General features: G+C 30.8%; 19 protein-coding genes. 8 read left to right on the forward strand and 11 right to left on the reverse strand.

Going from position 1 to position 19,763, the window contains the following annotated elements:
- Positions 1–48 precede the first annotated feature (48 nt).
- Entirely contained in the window at positions 49–711 is a 663-nt protein-coding gene (locus H1R17_RS13395) for a thiamine diphosphokinase (RefSeq protein ID WP_163430807.1), read from the forward strand.
- Here the strand turns inward: H1R17_RS13395 and aroC are convergent, their stop codons facing one another.
- The 3 genes from aroC to ung all read right to left on the reverse strand — a co-directional run bounded on the left by aroC (position 712) and on the right by ung (position 3,502).
- Complete coding sequence (gene aroC, locus H1R17_RS13400; protein ID WP_163430806.1) at positions 712–1,755, reverse strand: chorismate synthase; 1,044 nt, start codon at positions 1,753–1,755, stop codon at positions 712–714. It abuts the gene before it with no gap.
- A 172-nt stretch (positions 1,756–1,927) separates the two neighbouring features.
- Complete coding sequence (locus H1R17_RS13405) at positions 1,928–2,740, reverse strand: M48 family metallopeptidase (RefSeq protein WP_163430805.1); 813 nt, start codon at positions 2,738–2,740, stop codon at positions 1,928–1,930.
- Positions 2,741–2,833: 93 nt separating this feature from the next.
- The gene (gene ung / locus H1R17_RS13410; protein WP_163430804.1) at positions 2,834–3,502 is read right to left on the reverse strand and encodes a uracil-DNA glycosylase; all 669 of its coding nucleotides are present in this window, start codon (positions 3,500–3,502) and stop codon (positions 2,834–2,836) included.
- 79 nt (positions 3,503–3,581) lie between these two features.
- Here ung and H1R17_RS13415 point away from each other — a divergent pair, with 79 nt between their 5' ends.
- The 4 genes from H1R17_RS13415 (at position 3,582) to pheT (ending at position 9,183) form a co-directional block, all read left to right on the forward strand.
- Complete coding sequence (locus H1R17_RS13415; protein WP_163430803.1) at positions 3,582–5,756, forward strand: DNA mismatch repair protein MutS; 2,175 nt, start codon at positions 3,582–3,584, stop codon at positions 5,754–5,756.
- Between the two features lie 19 nt (positions 5,757–5,775).
- Positions 5,776–6,240: a hypothetical protein gene (locus H1R17_RS13420; RefSeq protein WP_163430802.1), complete on the forward strand. Its 465-nt coding sequence runs from the start codon at positions 5,776–5,778 to the stop codon at positions 6,238–6,240.
- A gap of 28 nt (positions 6,241–6,268) precedes the next feature.
- Positions 6,269–6,685 (forward strand): thiol-disulfide oxidoreductase DCC family protein, encoded by a 417-nt coding sequence (locus H1R17_RS13425; protein WP_163430957.1) that lies wholly within the window; start codon positions 6,269–6,271, stop codon positions 6,683–6,685.
- Between the two features lie 62 nt (positions 6,686–6,747).
- Positions 6,748–9,183, forward strand: coding sequence for a phenylalanine--tRNA ligase subunit beta (gene pheT, locus H1R17_RS13430; protein ID WP_163430801.1), 2,436 nt, complete (start codon positions 6,748–6,750; stop codon positions 9,181–9,183).
- Positions 9,184–9,222: 39 nt separating this feature from the next.
- On the opposite strand, the gene H1R17_RS13435 is transcribed toward pheT, so the two are convergent.
- From H1R17_RS13435 to H1R17_RS13445, 3 genes are all read right to left on the reverse strand, one after another.
- Positions 9,223–10,050, reverse strand: coding sequence for a hypothetical protein (locus H1R17_RS13435; protein WP_163430800.1), 828 nt, complete (start codon positions 10,048–10,050; stop codon positions 9,223–9,225).
- Between the two features lie 103 nt (positions 10,051–10,153).
- Complete coding sequence (locus H1R17_RS13440) at positions 10,154–10,519, reverse strand: KTSC domain-containing protein (RefSeq protein WP_163430799.1); 366 nt, start codon at positions 10,517–10,519, stop codon at positions 10,154–10,156.
- Between the two features lie 70 nt (positions 10,520–10,589).
- Positions 10,590–11,417 (reverse strand): S1 RNA-binding domain-containing protein, encoded by an 828-nt coding sequence (locus tag H1R17_RS13445; RefSeq protein ID WP_163430798.1) that lies wholly within the window; start codon positions 11,415–11,417, stop codon positions 10,590–10,592.
- Between the two features lie 95 nt (positions 11,418–11,512).
- Between H1R17_RS13445 and H1R17_RS13450 the strand changes: the two genes are divergently transcribed.
- Positions 11,513–11,821, forward strand: coding sequence for a hypothetical protein (locus tag H1R17_RS13450; protein WP_163430797.1), 309 nt, complete (start codon positions 11,513–11,515; stop codon positions 11,819–11,821).
- A gap of 11 nt (positions 11,822–11,832) precedes the next feature.
- On the opposite strand, the gene H1R17_RS13455 is transcribed toward H1R17_RS13450, so the two are convergent.
- From H1R17_RS13455 to H1R17_RS13465, 3 genes are all read right to left on the reverse strand, one after another.
- A complete protein-coding gene (locus tag H1R17_RS13455) occupies positions 11,833–12,321 on the reverse strand; it encodes a hypothetical protein (RefSeq protein ID WP_163430796.1) in 489 nt (162 codons plus the stop codon).
- 137 nt (positions 12,322–12,458) lie between these two features.
- Complete coding sequence (dnaX, locus tag H1R17_RS13460) at positions 12,459–13,541, reverse strand: DNA polymerase III subunit gamma/tau (RefSeq protein ID WP_163430795.1); 1,083 nt, start codon at positions 13,539–13,541, stop codon at positions 12,459–12,461.
- 38 nt (positions 13,542–13,579) lie between these two features.
- Entirely contained in the window at positions 13,580–14,272 is a 693-nt protein-coding gene (locus tag H1R17_RS13465) for a DUF4294 domain-containing protein (protein WP_163430794.1), read from the reverse strand.
- 71 nt (positions 14,273–14,343) lie between these two features.
- On the opposite strand from H1R17_RS13465, the gene H1R17_RS13470 reads away from it, so the two are divergent.
- Positions 14,344–15,441, forward strand: a complete 1,098-nt coding sequence (locus H1R17_RS13470; protein WP_163430793.1) for a M42 family metallopeptidase — start codon at positions 14,344–14,346, stop codon at positions 15,439–15,441.
- 39 nt (positions 15,442–15,480) lie between these two features.
- Here H1R17_RS13470 and H1R17_RS13475 read toward each other — a convergent pair whose 3' ends face one another.
- Together H1R17_RS13475 and H1R17_RS13480 are read right to left on the reverse strand one after the other, a co-directional pair.
- Positions 15,481–16,902: an RtcB family protein gene (locus H1R17_RS13475; RefSeq protein ID WP_163430792.1), complete on the reverse strand. Its 1,422-nt coding sequence runs from the start codon at positions 16,900–16,902 to the stop codon at positions 15,481–15,483.
- A 66-nt stretch (positions 16,903–16,968) separates the two neighbouring features.
- Positions 16,969–18,054, reverse strand: coding sequence for a slipin family protein (locus H1R17_RS13480; RefSeq protein WP_163430791.1), 1,086 nt, complete (start codon positions 18,052–18,054; stop codon positions 16,969–16,971).
- Positions 18,055–18,740: 686 nt separating this feature from the next.
- On the opposite strand from H1R17_RS13480, the gene H1R17_RS13485 reads away from it, so the two are divergent.
- Complete coding sequence (locus H1R17_RS13485) at positions 18,741–19,751, forward strand: YafY family protein (RefSeq protein ID WP_163430790.1); 1,011 nt, start codon at positions 18,741–18,743, stop codon at positions 19,749–19,751.
- Positions 19,752–19,763: the final 12 nt, after the last annotated feature.

A 19,763-nucleotide genomic window follows, 5' to 3' on the forward strand; every position in this document is an offset into this window, starting at 1 on the left:
TTTTAAAATGCGCAAAACATATTAATTTAGTAGTTTAAAATTAAGGAAATGTCATCACATCATATTGTAAGAGATGATCAGGAACCTGCATTAATTATTGCTAATGGTGAAGCCTGTTCAAACGAATTATTACATCAATTATTAGAATGGAATCCTTTGGTTATTGTGTTAGATAGTGCTATTGACAGGGTTTTAGAATTGGGTATTAAAGTAGATGTTTTAATTGGCGATTTTGATAGAGATTTTAATTATAATTTTTACAAAGAAAAACAATATCCGCTTGAAATAATTAAGATAGAAAATCAGGATAATACCGATTTAGACAAGGCTATTAACTATTTAATAAACAGAAACATTCCTGCTGCTAATATTGTTTGGGCAACAGGCAAACGTATGGATCATACCTTTACCAACATTACCAACTTAGCAAGTTACTATGATCAAATTAAATTGGTTTTGTTAGATGATTATTCTAAAATTTTTGTTTTAAATAAAGATTTTAGAAAATGGTATCCTACCCAAACCATACTTTCACTTATACCAGTAGGCACTGTAACAGGTATAAACAGTACTAATTTAGAGTATGAATTAAAAAATGATACTTTAATTCTTGGTTTTAAAAGAGGAAATAGTAACAAAGTTATAATCGATGGTTTTGTCGAAATAAGCTATGAAACGGGTTATTTACTACTAATGGAATGTAACGATTAATTAAATCATAAAATCGGCTATTACAAGGGCAGCCATAGCTTCTACAATTGGTACTGCTCTTGGTAGTACACAAGCATCGTGTCTTCCTTTTCCTTTAATAACTTCAATAGTTCCATCGGCTTTTAACATTTCTTGAGGCTGTAACAAAGTAGCAACAGGTTTAAAGGCAACATCAAAGTAAATATCCATACCATTACTAATTCCGCCTTGGATACCTCCCGAATAATTGGTTTTTGTTGTTCCATCTACATTAAAATAATCGTTGTGTTGCGATCCTAACATTTTAGTACCTTCAAAACCACTTCCAAAACTAAATCCTTTACAAGCATTAATAGAAAGCATGGCTTTAGCAAGTTGCGCTTCTAATCTATCAAAAACAGGCTCTCCTAACCCTACGGGAACATTTTTAATAACACATGTAATAATTCCGCCAACTGTATCGCCTTGCTTTTTAACATCTAAAATTAACTGTTCCATTTTTTGAGCCATTTCAATATCTGGACAGCGAACATCATTTGATTCAATCAAAGAAAGATCTAATTCAGTATATTTTTTTGATAAACTAATGGTACCAACAGATGAAACATAGGCTTGAATTTGAACTGGTTGAATGATTTGCTTAGCAATTGCGCCTGCCACTACCCTTGCAGCAGTTTCACGTGCAGAGCTTCTACCTCCTCCTCTATAATCGCGATAATGGTACTTTTGTTGATAAACATAATCGGCGTGACTTGGTCTGTAAGCATCTTTTAACAAATTATAATCATTTGATTTTGAATTGGTATTGTTAATTTGAAACGCAATAGGAGTTCCTAACGTTTTTCCTTCAAAAATTCCTGATAAAAAAACAACTTCATCGGCTTCTTTTCGCTGTGTTACTAATTTAGATTGCCCCGGTTTTCTACGATCTAACTCATTTTGAACAGCTTCTAAATCTAATACAAAATTAGAAGGCACACCTTCAATAATACCACCAATTGCTACTCCGTGCGATTCTCCGTAAGTAGTTATCTTAAAAGAAGTTCCAAATGAATTTCCAGTCATAATTTAAATTTATACATAACAAATAAAAGCTATTTTTTCAAATAGCTTTTATATTTAAAGTAAACAACAAACAAATTCTGTTTATGACAAAACAGAAAATATGTGTTAAATATACCTTTATTAAATTCAATTATCAAATAATAAAACGTTTTTAACAGCGAAAGATTGCTCTTTACTTTGTTAATTTAGATATTGGCAATGAAACTTTTCCTGGATCTTTCCACAAACCATCTTTTTCGGCACGTTTCTTTATTGCTTCAGCTCTTTTGTTGCTATCTGGATGCGAATTAAACATTTTTTGATAACCACTTTGTTTTGAACCTTCTTCAGACAATAAAGCTAATTTTTTAAAAGCTGTATAAGCTGCTGTAACATCATATCCGTGCTTTTTCATAAAATCATATGAATAAGTATCTGCCTCGGTTTCTTGTTTTTTGCTATGTGATGCATCTAACATTGCATTTGCCATTTCACCTATTTGAGAATCGGTTAAGGTAGCAACTGCATTTGATGCTGCCGAACCTGCTTCCATAGCAGCTGCTTTTAGGTAAGCACTTTTAATAGCATCTTTAGTATCTTCATTTTTAACATGACCTATCTCATGACCAATAATGGCACGTAATTCATCATCTGTCATAATATCCATTAAAGATGAAAATACGCGTACACTACCATCTGCACATGCAAACGCATTAATATCGGTAACTAAATAAACTTTGTAGTTTAATTTTAAGCCTTCCTCATTAGTATGTTTACCAATAATTTTGTTTAAACGTACGGTATAGGGATCTTTAGCACCTGCAACCTTATTGTTTTTATCCATCCAATCAACCCCTTCTTTTGCCAATTTAGCAGCATCGGCATTTGTAAAAGTTAAGGCTTGGGCTCCTTTAGATACTGCTTTTGCAGCTTTACCTAAATTAATTTGAGCATGCGAAGTTGTGAACATTCCTAGCAAGAATGCTGCCATTACAATCTTTTTCATAGTTTAATTTTTTTTATTGATTTTCTTCCTTGCTAAGATAATTTAATTTTCAAAAAACGAAAATGATTCAGACAATAACTTTTGTTTTTTTAATTAATGACTTAATTGCCAAACAATAATGTCTTTATTTTTACTTTTTAAATATGCATTTGCCTGAGAAAAATGTTTGTTTCCAAACCACTTTCCTTGATTAGCACTCATGGGAGAAGGATGTCCGCTTTCTAAAACCAAATGTTTTGATCGATCAATTTTTTTACCTTTTTTTTGAGCATGAGCACCCCAAAGCATAAAAACCAATCCTTTTTTTTGCTCAGATAAAAAAGAAATTACTTCATCAGTAAACTGCTCCCATCCTATTTTTTGATGACTACCTGGTTTTCCTTGCTGTACCGTTAAAACATCGTTTAAAAGCAAAACACCTTGTTGCGCCCATCCTGATAAATCACCAAAAAGAGGCACTTCAAATTGCACATCACTTACTAATTCTTTAAAAATATTGCGTAATGATGGCGGAAAATCAACACCTGCATTTACAGAAAAACTCAAACCATTAGCTTGTCCTGGTCCGTGGTACGGATCTTGTCCTAAAATAACAACTTTAACATTATTTATTGCGCACAACTTAAAAGCATTAAAAATTAAATCTTTTGGAGGATAAACCGTATTGTTCTCATAATCAATATCTACTTGTTGCATTAAGGTTTGAAAATATACTTTTTTTGATTCGCCTTCAATAAAATCTTCCCAACTCTTCATTGTCATAATTTTTTCTCAAATGTAGGACTAATTCTGTAAAATGATATTTTGTTTGTAAATTTGATGATTGATAGATATTAAATAGATGAAATCGATTGCTAAAAAAACATTACAAGATTTAGAATTCAGCACGATATTAGAACAAATTAGCGATTTATGTACTACCGAAATTGGTAAAGAACATGCATTGCTTATTGAACCGTTTGAAGATAAAGAACATTTAGTTGCAGAGCTACAACAAACATCAGAATATGTTTCAAGTTTTAGCAATCAAAACGCAATACCATCACATTATTTTGACCCTATAATACATGAGTTAAAAATGTTGCGTATTGAAGATAGTTTCTTGGAAGCATCTGGTTTTAAAAAAATTGCATCGTTGGTAAATACAACCAATGAGTTAATTGTATTTTTAAAGAAATTTCAAGAATATTACGCAGCACTTTATCAGGCAACAACAATTACAGAACCCAATAAAGTAATTCTTCAGAAAATTGATCAAGTTTTAGACAAATATGGCGAAATTAAGGATACAGCTTCTGTTGATTTAAAGGCTATAAGACAAAACATTAACATGGTTCGTGGCAAAATAAATCAAAGTTTTGGTTTTGCGCTACAGCAATACAATTCTTCGGGATATTTAGATGATATTAAAGAATCAATAATAGAAAATCGTAGGGTTTTGGCTGTTATTGCCATGCATCGAAAAAAAGTAAAAGGATCAGTTTTAGGTCAATCTAAAACGGGAAGCATTGTTTATATTGAACCAGAAAGTACGTTTAAATTTACTCGTGAATTAAACAATTTAGAATACGAAGAACGTGAGGAAATTATGCGTATTTTAAAAGCACTAACAAACGAAATACGTCCGTTTCATGAAGATTTAATTGTTTATCAAAATTTACTTGCTCATATTGATATTGTTGCAGCAAAAGCAAAGCATGCAGAAAAAATCAATGGAATTTTACCTCAAATATCAACAGAAAAGCGTCTGTTTTTTAGAGAAGCCTTTCACCCTATTTTATTATTAAACAATAAAGCAAAAGGTAAACCAACCTATCCGCAAACTATTGAACTAAATAATAATGAGCGTATTATTGTTATTTCGGGCCCCAATGCTGGTGGTAAATCTATTACCTTAAAAACCATTGGTTTGTTACAATTAATGTTGCAAAGTGGAATGCTGATTCCGGTTCATGAACGAAGTGAAACTTTTTTATTTGATAGAATTCTGACGGATATTGGAGACAATCAATCCATTGAAAATCACCTAAGTACATACAGTTATCGATTAAAAAACATGAACTACTTTTTAAAGAAGTGTAATGCTAAAACATTGTTTTTGATTGATGAGTTTGGTACCGGATCTGATCCTGAATTAGGAGGTGCTTTAGCCGAAGTTTTTTTGGAAGAATTTTACGATAGAGAAGCTTTTGGTATCATTACAACACATTATACCAATTTAAAAATACTTGCAAACGAATTACCACATGCAACCAACGCCAACATGATGTTTGATGAGCAATCATTAGAGCCTATGTATAAATTAAGTTTGGGTCAGGCAGGAAGTTCGTTTACTTTTGAAGTAGCACAAAAAAATGGCATTCCGTACAGTTTAATTAACAGAGCTAAAAAGAAAGTTGAAACAGATAAAGTAAGATTTGACAAAACCATTGCAAATCTTCAGAAAGAACGCTCTAAACTAGAAAAAACTTCAGAAAATTTACGTGAAGAAGAAAAAAGAGCGCGTGAAGAAAGTACTAAGTTATCATCCATTAACACAAAAATTCAAGATAAATTAGAACGTTATCAAGAATTATATGATGCCAACCAACGTTTGATTTATTTAGGTCAACGATTAGATGATTTATCTGAAAAATACTTTAACAACAAAGACAAAAAATTCTTAATTGGCGAATTACTTAAAACGGTTGAAATAGAAAATTCTAAACGTAAAAAAATAACTGTTAAAGAGAAAAAAATTAAAGAACAAGAGGATATTAAGCTAAAAGTTGAAGTTGAACAAAAGATTGAAAAAATAAGAGAAGAAAAGAAAGAGAAAAAAACAAAAGAGCAACAAATACAGCAAGCTAACAAAACTAATTTTGAGTTAAAAGTTGGCGATCGGGTTCGTATGATTGATGGTCGTGCTGTGGGAACTATTGATGTAATTGAGAAAAACAAAGCAACTGTTAATTATGGTTTTTTTACCTCAAAAGTTTCTTTAGAAGAGTTAGAAATGGTAGAACGTAAGAAATAACATTTAAAGGTAAGTTAAGATGCTTAAAAAGTTACTATTAGTTTTTTTTACAATTTTATTATTGTCTTGTAAAAATGAGAATAATAAAGTGATAGAAAATCTTCCTGTCTATGGAATGATTTATTTTTGTTATGAAGACGTAAGTACCATTAAAAGTGTTAATTGTGATGAATTTATAAATAATCTTAAAACGGCTATTTCATATATCAAAATTAATGATAAACAATTTATTGAACAACTCAAACTTAACTCTAATGAAACGGATATAAGTTATATACCCAATTATATAGATGTTAGATATAGGATTGAAATAAACTCAATGATTATTTGTTTAGATTATTTTGGTCATTACACTATAAATGGAGTAATAAAAGGAAAGCTTAAAAATTTTGATTATATTCTAAACTATATTGAACAACATAAACAAAATGCTATAAGACTAGAAGAATTACCAATTTTAGATGAAGAAGATACACTTAAGTAAATCGTAATTTACATTAAAAATGAATAAAATACTTGACCAACTTCCCAAAAACAAACAAATCATTTTATTTGATGGTGTGTGTCATTTTTGTGATCAAACAGTACAAAAAATCATTAAAGCCGATGTTCATAATCTTTTCGTATTTGCTTCCTTACAATCAGAAATTGGGCAACAAATTGTAAAGTATATTGGTGTAAAACCAAACATAGATTCTATTATTTTATATCAACCAAACATTGCTTATTACATTGAAAGTGATGCTGCTATAAACATTGCTAAACAATTAAAAGGTTTTTACCCTTTGTTACAAATAGGCTCTCTTTTTCCTAAAGCATTAAGAAATGCAGCTTATAGATACTTTGCCAAAAACAGATACAAATGGTTTGGCAAAAAAGAGCAATGTGAAATACCATCTGCTGAAATAAGGTCAAAATTTTTATTATAAATCATTAAATAATTTCATCAAACGTACGTCAATGCGTATATTTGTGCTTTAAAATTCAAATCATGCAAATTTCATATAACTGGTTAAAACAGTTTATTAAGTTAGACACCACTCCTGAAGAAACAGCCGAAATTTTAACCGATTTAGGTTTAGAAGTAGAAGGAATTGAAGCTTTTGAAAGTTTAAAAGGTGGATTAAAAGGTGTAGTAGTTGGTCATGTAATTTCTTGTGAGCAACATCCTAATGCCGATAAATTAAGCGTAACCAGGGTAGATTTAGGCAATGGTGAACCACCTGTACAAATTGTTTGTGGCGCACCTAATGTAGCAGCTGGTCAAAAAGTACCTGTTGCAACTATTGGTACTGTTTTATATGATAAAGAAGGCAACGAATTTGTAATTAAAAAAGGTAAAATTCGTGGCGAAGAAAGTCATGGAATGATTTGTGCCGAAGACGAATTAGGTTTAGGTGAAAGTCATGACGGAATTTTAGTTTTAGATAATGATTTAGAACCAGGTACCAAGGCTTCTGAGGTTTTTGATATTTATACAGATGCTGTTCTTGAAATTGGTTTAACTCCTAACCGTGCTGATGCAATGAGCCATTGGGGTGTTGCCCGCGATTTAAGAGCAGGTTTAATTCAGCAAAAACCAACACAATCATATTCAGAGCTTATAACGCCAAGTGTTAGTAAATTTAAAGTTGAAAAACGTACCTTAAAATACGATATACAAGTTGAAGATACCAAATTAGCACCTAGATATTGTGGTGTAACTATTTCTGGTATAACCGTAAAACCATCGCCAGCTTGGTTGCAAAATGCTTTAAAGGCAATTGGTATTACTCCAAAAAATAATATTGTAGATGCTACCAATTATGTTTTACATGAATTAGGGCAGCCTTTACATGCTTTTGATGCATCACGTATTAAAGGCAATAAAATCATTGTAAAAAATGCTGTTGCAGGTTCTAAGTTCATTACTTTAGACGGTGTTGAGCGTACGTTACATGAAGAAGATATTGTAATTTGCGATGAAAATCAGCCATTATGTTTAGCTGGTGTTTTAGGCGGACAACAATCTGGAGTTTCAGAAAACACAACTGCAATATTTTTAGAAAGTGCTTATTTTAATTCAGTTAGCATTCGTAAAACGGCAAAACGTCATGGAATTTCTACAGATGCTTCTTTCCGTTTTGAACGTGGAATTGATCCAAACATTACCGATTATGCTTTAAAACATGCTGCCATTTTAATAACTGAAATTTCGGGTGGTGAAATTACATCTGATGTAACCGATTTATATCCTAAAAAAATAGAAGATTTCTCAGTATTCTTAAACTACAGTCAAGTTAATAAAATATTAGGCGAAGTAATTCCTCAAGAAACCATCAAAAAAATATTGGCATCTTTAGATATTAAAATTAACAATATTACCGATAAAGGTTTAGGAATGGCTGTTCCTGCATATAGAGTAGATGTTCAGCGTGAAATTGATGTTATTGAAGAAATTTTACGTGTTTATGGTTTTAACAATATTAAAACCGGATCTAAAATTAATGCTACCATTGCTAACGGTTCTAAAACAGACGATCATAAGGTTCAAAACATTACTGCTAATCAATTAGTTAGTCAAGGTTTTTATGAAATTATGGCTAATTCTTTAACATCTCCTGCGTATTCTGATTTAATAAGTGATTTAAACAAAGCGCAGCAAGTGCAAATTTTAAATCCTTTAAGTAGTGATTTAGCAGCAATGCGTCAAACGCTTCTTTTTGGTGGATTAGAGTCAATGGCATATAATATTAACCGTAAAAATACCGATTTAAAGTATTTTGAATTTGGAAAAACGTATGCTAAAACACTTTCTGGATATGAAGAATACAAGCATTTAGCGTTATTTGCAACAGGAAACGCATCTCAAATCAATTGGAATAATAAAGCTGCTGCTGTTGATTTTTTCCTTTTCAAAGGATATATTGATGCTTTATTACAACGTTTGGGAATAAATAAATTAGTAAGCATGCCTAATGAAAGTGATCAATTTTCTGAAGGATTGGTTTACTTTTTAGGAGATCGAAAAATAGTGAGTTTTGGTAGTTTGAAAAAATCTATTTTAAAACATTTTGATATCAAACAAGAAATGTTTTTTGCCGATTTTAACTGGAATGCTATTTTATCTGTTGTTTCAAGTAAAATTAAGTTTGCCGAGATTTCTAAATATCCAATTGTAAAACGCGATTTAGCTTTATTGTTAAAGAACGATATAACTTTTGCCGAAGTTTATAAAACGGTGAAATTGGTTGATAAAAATTTAATTTCTGATGTTTCGCTTTTTGATGTTTACGAAGGAGATAAACTACCAGAAGGGACAAAATCTTACGCAATAAGTATTAAGTTACAAGACAAGGAAAAAACATTAACTGATGTACAAATTGACAAAATAATGTCTAAAATTCAAAAGCAATTACAAACCGAAGTTGGTGCTGAATTAAGATAACAAACAAAAAAGCTATTTCTAATTAGAAATAGCTTTTTTTTATTTTCTTTTAAAAACTAAGTTTGATTTAAAATCAAGATCGGTATCTTTTATCATTACTTCGCCTACAGAGTTAAATCGTGTAAAATTGTAATCATCAATTTCTTCATATGCTTTTAACTCATCCACCACATTTTTACCTTCAGCATTGGTTACAAACGTAATAGCAACCTTTTCTTTTTTATACAACCAACTTTTTTCAAACATAAACTTTCCATTTTTTGATTGACTATGATCAATTGGATACGGTTTTAAAAGCTCAAATTCCATTTTCTTTAAATTGAAATTTTGGTCGTACTGAAAATAACCTTCATAAAAATCATCCGAATAAAATTCTATTACGTACTGACCGTTTTTTGCCTTTTTACGTGTAAACATGTAATCTTTAAAATTATTAAAGAAATCTAATTCGGGCACATTTACGTATTTTCTAATCACAATTTCGGTTAACCAATACATAGGAGAATCATTCCCTGAATAGCGATTAAAGAAAAGCGTGTCCATAGAAATTTTATTCATAGGATCTTTAACAACGCTTTTATTAATTTTCTTGTTCTTTAAATTGATAGATACATTGTACAACACATCAGTTTTTAATAATTGAGCAGTATCATTAATAGTAGCTTGATGCGATACAAAATATTGGTAGTTGTTAGATGCGTAATTATTATACATTTGGTTACGCACCTTTTTTATAATTTCAATAATATTGGCACGAGACAACTTATCGATAACCAATTCATCCATATCGGTATCTTCAATTTGTGCATTTGCTTGCCAAGTATTAAAAGCCAATAAGCTTAAAACAATATATAGGTACTTTTTCATTACAAAATATTAAGGCGTAAATGTAAAGCATAAATAAAATATTAGCATCATATTTACCTGTTTTTACACCTTAATATATACAACTTATATACCATTTTTAAACTTAAGGTTTAATTTCAAAAACATACCTATTTACTATATTGGTATTGTAATAAGATCCTTTTGATTTTGAGGTTGAAAATTCTTTCCAAACTTCAATAGGTACATGGGCGTGAATGTATTCTTCGGCGCGTGTTGTGTAAATAATTAAATATCCTTGTGCACCATCACAACTATAATATTCAATTCTTTTAATCCAAGAACTTTCTGGAGTTGATTGAATATGCTTTACAGGATAATTTGCTTTTGTAATATCTTTACGAGCTTCTACAAATGTGGTATATGTTCCCGTTAAATCACCACAATCGGCTTTTTTATTACATGCTAAAAAAGCAGTGGAACATAAACAAAATAGTAATATTTTCTTCATAACTCTGTAATTTAGATTTGTTGCCCTCTAAATATACAGAAAAATAAATTGTTTTAATAAAACTTTAACATTATATCAAATAAATTCCATCTTCTTTAATCAAAATTTTATTTTCTTTATACAACACACCAATGGTTTGTTTAAATGTTTTTTTGCTCATTTCTAAAACACTTTTAATTTCATCTGGATGGCTTTTATCATGCAAACCTAAAAAACCATTGTTATATTGCAATTCGTCCAAAATTTTAGTGACATGATCGTTCACTTTTTCAAAGCCCAATTTTTGTCTAGAAACATCAATTTTTCCATCAGGACGAATGTTTTTAATGTATCCAATTATACGATCTCCTGTTCTAAAATCTTCAAAAACTTCGTTTTGGTACATTAAACCTTTGTGCTTTTCATTAATGATAACATTAATACCAGCTTCTGTAATATGAGAAACAATTAAATCTACCTCTTCTCCTACTTTTACAGAAATTTCATCGTTACTTAAAAACTGATTTAATTTAGAACTTCCTACTAAACGATTGGTTTTAACATCTAAAAACATGTACACCATATAATAGTTACCTTCTTTCATTGGGCGCGCTTGCTCACGAAAAGGAACAAACAAATCTTTTTCTAAGCCCCAATCCATAAATGCACCAAAATCATTAATATAATTTACCTTTAACAAAGCAAATTCATTTAAAAAAATATAAGGTTCTAAAGTAGTTGCAACTAAACGTTCTTCATGATCTAAATAAACAAAAACATCAATATCTTCACCTAAATCAAACGCATCAGGAATGTATTTTTTGGGTAAAAGAATGTCTTCATTGCCATCTGTTAAAAACAAACCAACGTTGGTTCTACGTGCAATTTTTAAAGTATTGAATGTGCCAATTGATATCATGTTGCAAGAAAATTTACGCAAAAATACAAACATTAAAATCGATTACCTGCTTTTTTGTTATCTTTTAAAAAATATTTTGTAAATTGTAAATAAAAATGAAACAAATGTATCATTATGCTACAGTATTAAAAGCTTTAGAAGAACTAGGGCAAAAAGGTTTTACCATTGATTACAATGTAGAAGAAGCGCAAATTTTAAAAAGAGCTGCCGAATTTGAAATTGTTGAAATTTACCGATATGAAGGGATGAGCAATCCAGATGATGAAGCTACCGTTTACGGTATTTTAAATAAAATTTCTGGTGATAAAGGTGTTTTTGTTGCAGGAAATTTATCATTTGCAGAAAATGATGTTGCTAAAATTCTATTAAAACTAGAAATTGATCAGAAAAAAAATGAAGAGTAATCTTCATTTTTTTATGGTTTAATATCTAAATCAAATGTTTTAATTAAATCATCTAAAACAGGGTTAATTTCTTTTAAATAATTTAATTTATCTTCTAGCGTATATACTTTTTTAAAGGTAGCTTGCTCATTAACCTTTACATCAAATTTAAGGTGGTAATTGTTTAATTTTCTGTGTATAAAAGAAACTAAATCGTATAAATTTTCTTCAAAACTAATCTTACTGCCTGTATTTGGAAATTCAATTTGCAATACATTATCCTTTAAGGTTAATTGCGCCATATTCATGGTAGATGCCATTAACATTCTACCTGTTTTGTAAAACTCATCTGCGCAATAATCCCAAAAATGTTTCAGTTGTTCAAAGGTAAAATCATCTTTTGGTAAATCCTCAGGATTGATTTGCGTGTGGTTGATAGACGATTCTAATTCACGTTTCTTCTTAATACTTTTTAATGAAAGTGCCGAAACCATATGCTCATTAGAGCTTTTAGAAACCACTATGTTTTGAATAGCTAGTTCGTTCTTATCGGTTTCTTGAGTTTGAGCTTGCGTTGTTCCTTTTACTTCAGTTGCTTCTGTAACAACAATTTCTGATACTTTCTTACTTTCGGTTTTTGTAAAGAAATGTGCGGGAATTAATTTAGAATTGAATTTTTTTTTTCAGGATGAGTTAACGTTGCTAACTGCATTAAACATAACTCTACCAACAAACGCTGATTTTGAGAGGTTTTATATTTTAAATCGCAATTATTAGCAATATTTATGGCTTCAACTAAAATAATGTTATCTAGTTTTTGTGCTTGAGTGTAAAACAAATTTTTGTTTTCATCGCTTACATCCAAAAGTTGTAATGTTTCTGGATTTTTACAAACCAATAAGTTTCTAAAATGTGTTCCAAGCCCCATAACAAAATGCTGACCATCAAAACCTTTGGCTAAAATATCATTATAAGAAAGTAATAAACTTGGAATATTGTTGGCAATAATACTATCGGTTACTTGCAAATAATAATCAAAATCTAATACATTTAAATTTTCAGCTACTGCTTGTCTTGTTAAATTAGTACCACAATAAGAAACTACTCTATCAAAAATAGACAAAGCATCACGCATAGCACCATCAGCTTTTTGAGCAATAATTTGCAAAGCATCTTCCTCAAAAGTAATGTTTTGACTTTGTGCAACTAACTTTAAGTGATCCTTTGCATCGTTTACCGTAATTCTTTTAAAATCAAATATTTGGCAACGAGAAAGAATAGTAGGAATAATTTTATGTTTTTCTGTTGTAGCCAGAATAAAAATAGAATGTTTAGGCGGTTCTTCTAAGGTTTTAAGAAAAGCATTAAAAGCTGCCTGAGATAACATATGCACCTCATCAATAATATAAACTTTATATTTTCCTGTTTGAGGCGGTATGCGTACTTGATCTATCAAGTTTCGAATATCGTCAACAGAGTTATTGGATGCTGCATCTAATTCAAAAACATTAAACGCGAAATCTTCATTAGGATCATCGTAACCTTCTTGGTTTATTTTTCGAGCTAAAATACGAGCACAAGTAGTTTTACCAACACCACGCGGACCTGTAAACAACAAAGCCTGCGCTAAGTGATTGTTTTCAATAGCATTTATTAAAGTATTGGTAATATTTTGTTGCCCAACAACATCTTGAAAAACTTGCGGACGGTATTTACGAGCAGATACAATGAATTGTTCCATAACTATTTTGTTAAGGCAAATATACCAAAAAAAGTTGGTTATTCTGTTACGGGATAGTACCCACTTTCACCTAATTTCTTTTTCCAATTGGCTTTTACCTGAGGCATATTTAAATTGCGAGCTGCTTCACGATAATCAATCTTACCCTCATCACCTAGCTCTTTTAAAAGAATTTCAATGTAAAAATCTTCCAAAACATCATTTGGTGCATAAACCGTTTTTAAATTGATATCAAACAATTTAGCAGTTTGCTGACTCCAAAAGGCACTCCAACCACTTTTGATATCTTTTACCAAAGCAAAAGTAGTTTTGTTTGTTTGGCGATTAATCAATTTAACTAGAATTTGACCATCTTTTCGAGATAGTTTTTTCAAACGATCTTCAAATTGTTCTTTTAAATATTTTTCTGTTTTCTTTAAATATTTTCTTTTTTCAGAATTCGTTTCCATTTTAGCCATATTTTCGTTTAATATGGTTAAATTATCACTTGTCATTAAAGCATATGGATACACTCTTAAAATACGTCTTCTAAGAATACTTTGAATTTTCATTCGCTCAATATCTTCCTTAGAAAAATTAATGTGCATTTCGGGTAACATAAATTCTTTTTCAATATCTCCGTCATCCAAAACGTTAGTACGAAGTGAATCTGCATACTTTTCCCAATCGTAAACTTGCGCATTGCTTGTTATCGAAAATAAAAGAATGATAAGCCCAAATATTTTTTTCATTTTCATTGTGAAATTATAATCAAATATAAAATAAAATAATCAGTAATTTTGTTTAAAATTTTAATAAAATCATGAGTACAAAAACCATACTAAATACCAAGTCTTTATCATTTTTAGAGAACTATTTAAATAACGCATCGCCAACTGGTTTTGAAAGCCAAGGTCAACAATTATGGATGAATTATTTAAAACCGTACGTAGATACCATTTTTACCGATACTTATGGTACTTGTGTTGGTGTTATTAACCCAGATGCAGCGTTTAAAGTTGTGATTGAAGGGCATGCTGACGAAATTTCTTGGTATGTTAATTACATTTCTGAGGATGGATTGATTTACGTGATTCGTAATGGAGGAAGTGATCAAATGATTGCACCTTCTAAACGAGTGAATATTCACACAAAAAAAGGTATTGTTAAAGGTGTTTTTGGATGGCCAGCTATTCACACGCGTTTACGTGCTGGAAAAGAAGAACCAACTCCAAAAATTGAAAATATTTTTATTGATTGTGGTTGTGATTCAAAAGCCGAAGTAGAAGCTTTAGGTATTCATGTAGGATGTGTTGTTACCTACCCTGACACTTTTGAAATTTTAAACAACAACAAATTTGTTTGTAGAGCTTTAGATAATAGAATGGGTGGTTTTATGATTGCAGAAGTTGCCCGTTTATTAAAAGAAAACAAAAAGAAATTACCTTTTGGTTTGTACATTGTGAATTCAGTTCAAGAAGAAGTTGGATTGAGAGGTGCCGAAATGATTACGCAAACCATAAAACCAAATGTTGCCATTGTTACCGATGTTTGTCATGATAGCAGTACGCCTATGATTGATAAAAAGGTAGAAGGTGATAATAAAATAGGTTTAGGACCTGTAATAACTTATGCCCCCGCGGTACAAAATAACCTACGCGATTTAATTATTGAAACAGCTGAACAAAACAAAATTCCTTTTCAGCGTTTAGCTTCTTCACGTGTTACAGGAACAGATACCGATGCCTTTGCTTATAGTAATGGTGGTGTTACATCTGCTTTAATTTCATTGCCTTTGCGTTATATGCACACAACTGTTGAAATGGTTCATAAAGACGATGTTGAACATGTAATTAAATTGATTTACTCGACCTTATTAAAAATTAAAAACAATCATAATTTTAGTTATTTTCAGGAGTAACTAATTAACAAAGCCCTTACATTTTAGGTAAGGGCTTTTTTAATCTTCTCTACTTCCATCATCAGCCATACGAACCATTTTAGGTGTAAACTTGGCAATTACATCAACTAAATTTTGTTGCGCAGCCATAACGTCTTCAATATTTTTATAAGCCATAGGTGCTTCGTCTAACCCTGCCCCAATCAATGTAACATTATGATCTTTTAAAATAGCTTTAAAATCAGATTTTGGAATTTCTTTCTTAGCTTGCGTTCTACTCATTTGTCGACCAGCTCCGTGTGAAGCCGATTGAATTGCAGAAGGTTCACCTTTACCACGAACCAAAAAACCTGGTGCCGTCATAGATCCTGGGATAATTCCCATAACGCCTTTACTAGCTGGCGTAGCTCCTTTTCGGTGAACAATCACTTCCTCTCCATTCCATTGTTCTTTCCAAGCAAAATTATGGTGATTTTCTACTGTTGCCAATACTTGAGCTCCTAAGGCTTTTGCTATTTTTTTATGAATGATTTCGTGACAAGCTGATGCGTAATCTCCAGCTAAATTCATTGCCAACCAATACTCTTGTCCTTCGGTTGTATTTAAGTCAAAATAAGCCAAGTTTTTCGCTTCTTGTGGTAATTTGCACATTTTTTTAGCTAATTGCGTATAATGTCCCGCAATAGTTGCCCCAAAACCACGCGAACCAGAATGTGTTAATAAAGCAACATATGTACCTTTATCAATGTTTAAAACTTCATCGCGTTGAGAAAATTCAATGATTCCAAATTCAACAAAATGATTTCCTCCACCTGAGCTTCCCAATTGCGTCCAAGCTTTGTCTTTTAAGCTTCGTAACAACTCGTTTTCGTGAAACAATTTATTTTCTAATACCTGATGATCGGCTTTGTATTGACCTCGAAATCCATTACCTGCACCAAAATTAGATTGCGCAATAAGTTCACGCTTAAATTTTGATTGATTTTCATAAAAGAAATCCTCATTCATATCGTAAATAGAAAGCGCCATTCTACAACCAATATCTACACCAACACCATACGGAATAATAGCATTTTTAGTAGCTAACACACCACCAATAGGCAAACCATAACCTTGATGCGCATCAGGCATTAACGCACCAGCAACAGTAATTGGCAATTTCATAGCAACTTGCATTTGCTTTTTGGCACCTTCTTCGATATTTTCTGCTCCAAATACTTCAAAAGCTAATGCATTCTCATTTAGAGGAATAATGTCTGTTTCTAAACTTTTTTGAAGCTCAATTATTGTTTGAGATAATTCATAAAATTCAGAATTATCTGGAGTTAACTCGGGTGTTTCAACCATTCTTTTTAATTGTATTAAAACTTCACCTTTGTTTAAAACACCTTGGTAGTTTTCACAGAATTGTAATACTTTTCCTAAAATTATATTTTCTTCAAAACCTATACGCAATAAGTCTTTTCCTGTTATTTTTTTCATTTTATTTGTTTTTTTAATCACAGATTCATCATTAAAATATTCTTAAAGTTGAACCTGTGATCGTATTTATTTTGTAAAAATTTGTTTCAACTCTGAAACGATATTGTTGCTACCTGAAACCGAAATGGTATTAATTTTATCAGCGATTTTTTCAATGTATTCCATTTCTTTTAATTTATACAACATCTGATTTTCTTCCATTAATTTGGCGGTATTTAACAACGAACGTGTAGAAGCTGTTTCTTCTCTACGCATAATGCTGTTGGCTTGCGCTTTTTTCTCGGCAATTAAAACCTGATTCATAATCTCGCGAATTTCACCTGGTAAAATCACATCTTTTAAACCTGTTTCAATAATTGTTGCTCCTAAACGAATTGTTTTTTCTGAAATTTCATTAAAAACCATTTCGGCAATTTGATTTTTTTGATCCATTAATTCATCAAAAGACAAACCGCCAACCAAAGTACGCAACGCCATTTGCACCAAAACATACAACTGTTTTTCGTAATCTTTTGTATCAACAAATGCTTTAATAAAATCGGTTAATTGGTATTGAACTGCAAAATTTATACGCAACTGTACTTTGTCTTTTGTTAATATTTCTTGTCCTAAAATCTCTAAAGTTTGTACACGCGTATCGCCTTTAGCAACTGTAACAATTTGCGCGTTTTTCCACCAAAAATAATTCCCAGGCTCTAACATTTTTACAAATGCACCATCAACAAACAACAATCCTTTTTCAAACGATTCAATTCTGTAATTTCTCACATACAAATTCATTTGCGATTTTTCTAAAATAGCTTTTGAAACATTTTCAATTTCATAAGATGCTAATGAAACCTTTTGAAAGGTAAACGCATGTTGGTTTTTCCAAAAAGCGTAAACACCCGGAACAAAAACTTGTTTAAAGTTTGATTTTTCAAAAACCAAAGCCAATTCATCGTCAGCAACTTCAATAATTTCTAATTGATTTTTTATTATTTCATTCTCAAAAATACCTTGTTCAACTTCGGTAAACTGATTGTAAACATTGCAAATATCTATACGTTCGCCACGAAAAAACCAATGAACACCTTGTTCAATAACTTTTATTAATACATTGTTTTTGAATACCAATCCTTTTTCGTTGTTTTTAATTGTAATCTTTTTCATTTTATATTTTTTTATATGATTAACTAAATGATAAGTTCTTTTCAGTTCTTCCTTTTTCAAATGCGGAACCTAAATGTTTTTGTTCTACTACTGAAATGATGTTTGATAAAATCTACTATTTACATTTTATGCTACAGCATTTGTTCAAAAACAAAGCGATAAAGCTTCTGGCTTTGATTAAAGTGTTTTTTATTCTCAAAAGAATGAAACCGAATAATTGAAAAGAACTTTTTAATTGGGATCTGTTTTACAAGTGATCAACTTTACGGTGAAGCTTTTGCTTCGTCAAACCAGAACTTGAGCCTAAATCAAGTGTGGGAATCGAACCCACCAGAATCCTTGTTCTAACCAACTGAACTATTTTCATTTCTGAAAAGTGGGATTCGAACCCACGACCGAGGAACCGTTCATCATTTCAAAACATTCAGTATACAGCAACCTGCACTACAATGCCTTTTGAAACATTTGAATAGAATGTTTTGTTGTTTTGAACATTACAAAGATGCAAGCCAATGTGCGCAGTATAAATACGTAGTAAAAAAATATTTTTATATAAAAATTTAATCATCTAAATATCAATTAATTAATTTTAAAAATAATTTGAAGAAGGAATTACAAAAACAAAAGTACGCAACTATATTGCGTAATAAATAGTATATTTGATGGATTTTAATATCTAAAAAAAGATGGCAACCAATAAATCGGCATTAATTCGTTACAAAACCATTGATCAATGTTTAAAAAACAACTACAGAAAATGGTCGTTAGAAGATTTAATTGAAAAAGTTTCGGATGCATTGTATGAATACGAAGGCATTACAACAGGTGTTAGCAAACGCACCATACAAGCTGATATTCAATTTATGCGAAGTGATAAATTAGGATATAACGCCCCTATTGTAGTGGTTGACAGAAAATATTACACGTACGAAGACGCCAATTATTCTATTACACAATCACCTTTAAAAGAGGAAGATGTTGATAAAATGAAAGAAGTAGTTTCGTTATTAAAGCAATTTAATGGTTTTCATTATTTTGATGAAATGACAGAATTAATTGCAAAATTGGAGAACAACATTTACAAATCTGCAAAAAAATCACCTAATTACATTCAATTTGAAGATAATAAACAGCTAAAAGGAATTGAACATTTAAACGCGTTGTATCAAGCTATTTTACAGCAAAAGCCTTTATTGATAGAATACAAATCTTTTAGAGCAGAAGAAGCTAAAAAAGATATTTATCATCCCTATTTACTAAAAGAATACCGAAATCGGTGGTTTTTAATTTGTAGAAGCAATAAAGGAAAACTATTACTTACGTTGGCTTTAGACCGTATAGAAGCTTTTTATGAATTAGACTCAAAATTATACAAACCCTATGAAGGCATTGATTTTGACACCTATTATAACGAATGTATTGGAGTAACGAGAACTGAAAAAGACCGACCACATAAGATTATTCTTAAGTTTAATATTAGAAACGCGCCGTATGTATTAACCAAACCTTTACATCACACACAAGAAGTTATTCAACATGATGAATCAGGATTAATTATTCGTATTGATGTAATTCCTAATTTTGAATTAGAACGTGAAATATTAGGTTTTGGGGAAAACATTGAAGTTTTAGGTCCGCGTAATTTAAAAAAGATGATTGAGAAAAGAATTTCACGAATGACTAAATTAGGACAATAAAAAAGCAACTCA

This window comes from Flavobacterium sp. xlx-214 (assembly GCF_013874595.1).
Lineage (GTDB): Bacteria > Bacteroidota > Bacteroidia > Flavobacteriales > Flavobacteriaceae > Flavobacterium.

Coding starts and splice junctions, on each gene's coding strand:
- H1R17_RS13395 (WP_163430807.1), top strand. CDS start 49: ATGTCATCACATCATATTGTAAGAGATGATCAGGAACCTGCATTAATT.
- H1R17_RS13470 (WP_163430793.1), top strand. CDS start 14,344: ATGAGTACAAAAACCATACTAAATACCAAGTCTTTATCATTTTTAGAG.
- H1R17_RS13415 (WP_163430803.1), top strand. CDS start 3,582: ATGAAATCGATTGCTAAAAAAACATTACAAGATTTAGAATTCAGCACG.
- H1R17_RS13435 (WP_163430800.1), bottom strand. CDS start 10,050: ATGAAAAAGTACCTATATATTGTTTTAAGCTTATTGGCTTTTAATACT.
- H1R17_RS13465 (WP_163430794.1), bottom strand. CDS start 14,272: ATGAAAAAAATATTTGGGCTTATCATTCTTTTATTTTCGATAACAAGC.
- H1R17_RS13445 (WP_163430798.1), bottom strand. CDS start 11,417: ATGATATCAATTGGCACATTCAATACTTTAAAAATTGCACGTAGAACC.
- dnaX (WP_163430795.1), bottom strand. CDS start 13,541: ATGGAACAATTCATTGTATCTGCTCGTAAATACCGTCCGCAAGTTTTT.
- H1R17_RS13450 (WP_163430797.1), top strand. CDS start 11,513: ATGAAACAAATGTATCATTATGCTACAGTATTAAAAGCTTTAGAAGAA.
- aroC (WP_163430806.1), bottom strand. CDS start 1,755: ATGACTGGAAATTCATTTGGAACTTCTTTTAAGATAACTACTTACGGA.
- H1R17_RS13440 (WP_163430799.1), bottom strand. CDS start 10,519: ATGAAGAAAATATTACTATTTTGTTTATGTTCCACTGCTTTTTTAGCA.
- H1R17_RS13485 (WP_163430790.1), top strand. CDS start 18,741: ATGGCAACCAATAAATCGGCATTAATTCGTTACAAAACCATTGATCAA.
- H1R17_RS13480 (WP_163430791.1), bottom strand. CDS start 18,054: ATGAAAAAGATTACAATTAAAAACAACGAAAAAGGATTGGTATTCAAA.
- ung (WP_163430804.1), bottom strand. CDS start 3,502: ATGACAATGAAGAGTTGGGAAGATTTTATTGAAGGCGAATCAAAAAAA.
- pheT (WP_163430801.1), top strand. CDS start 6,748: ATGCAAATTTCATATAACTGGTTAAAACAGTTTATTAAGTTAGACACC.
- H1R17_RS13405 (WP_163430805.1), bottom strand. CDS start 2,740: ATGAAAAAGATTGTAATGGCAGCATTCTTGCTAGGAATGTTCACAACT.
- H1R17_RS13420 (WP_163430802.1), top strand. CDS start 5,776: ATGCTTAAAAAGTTACTATTAGTTTTTTTTACAATTTTATTATTGTCT.
- H1R17_RS13475 (WP_163430792.1), bottom strand. CDS start 16,902: ATGAAAAAAATAACAGGAAAAGACTTATTGCGTATAGGTTTTGAAGAA.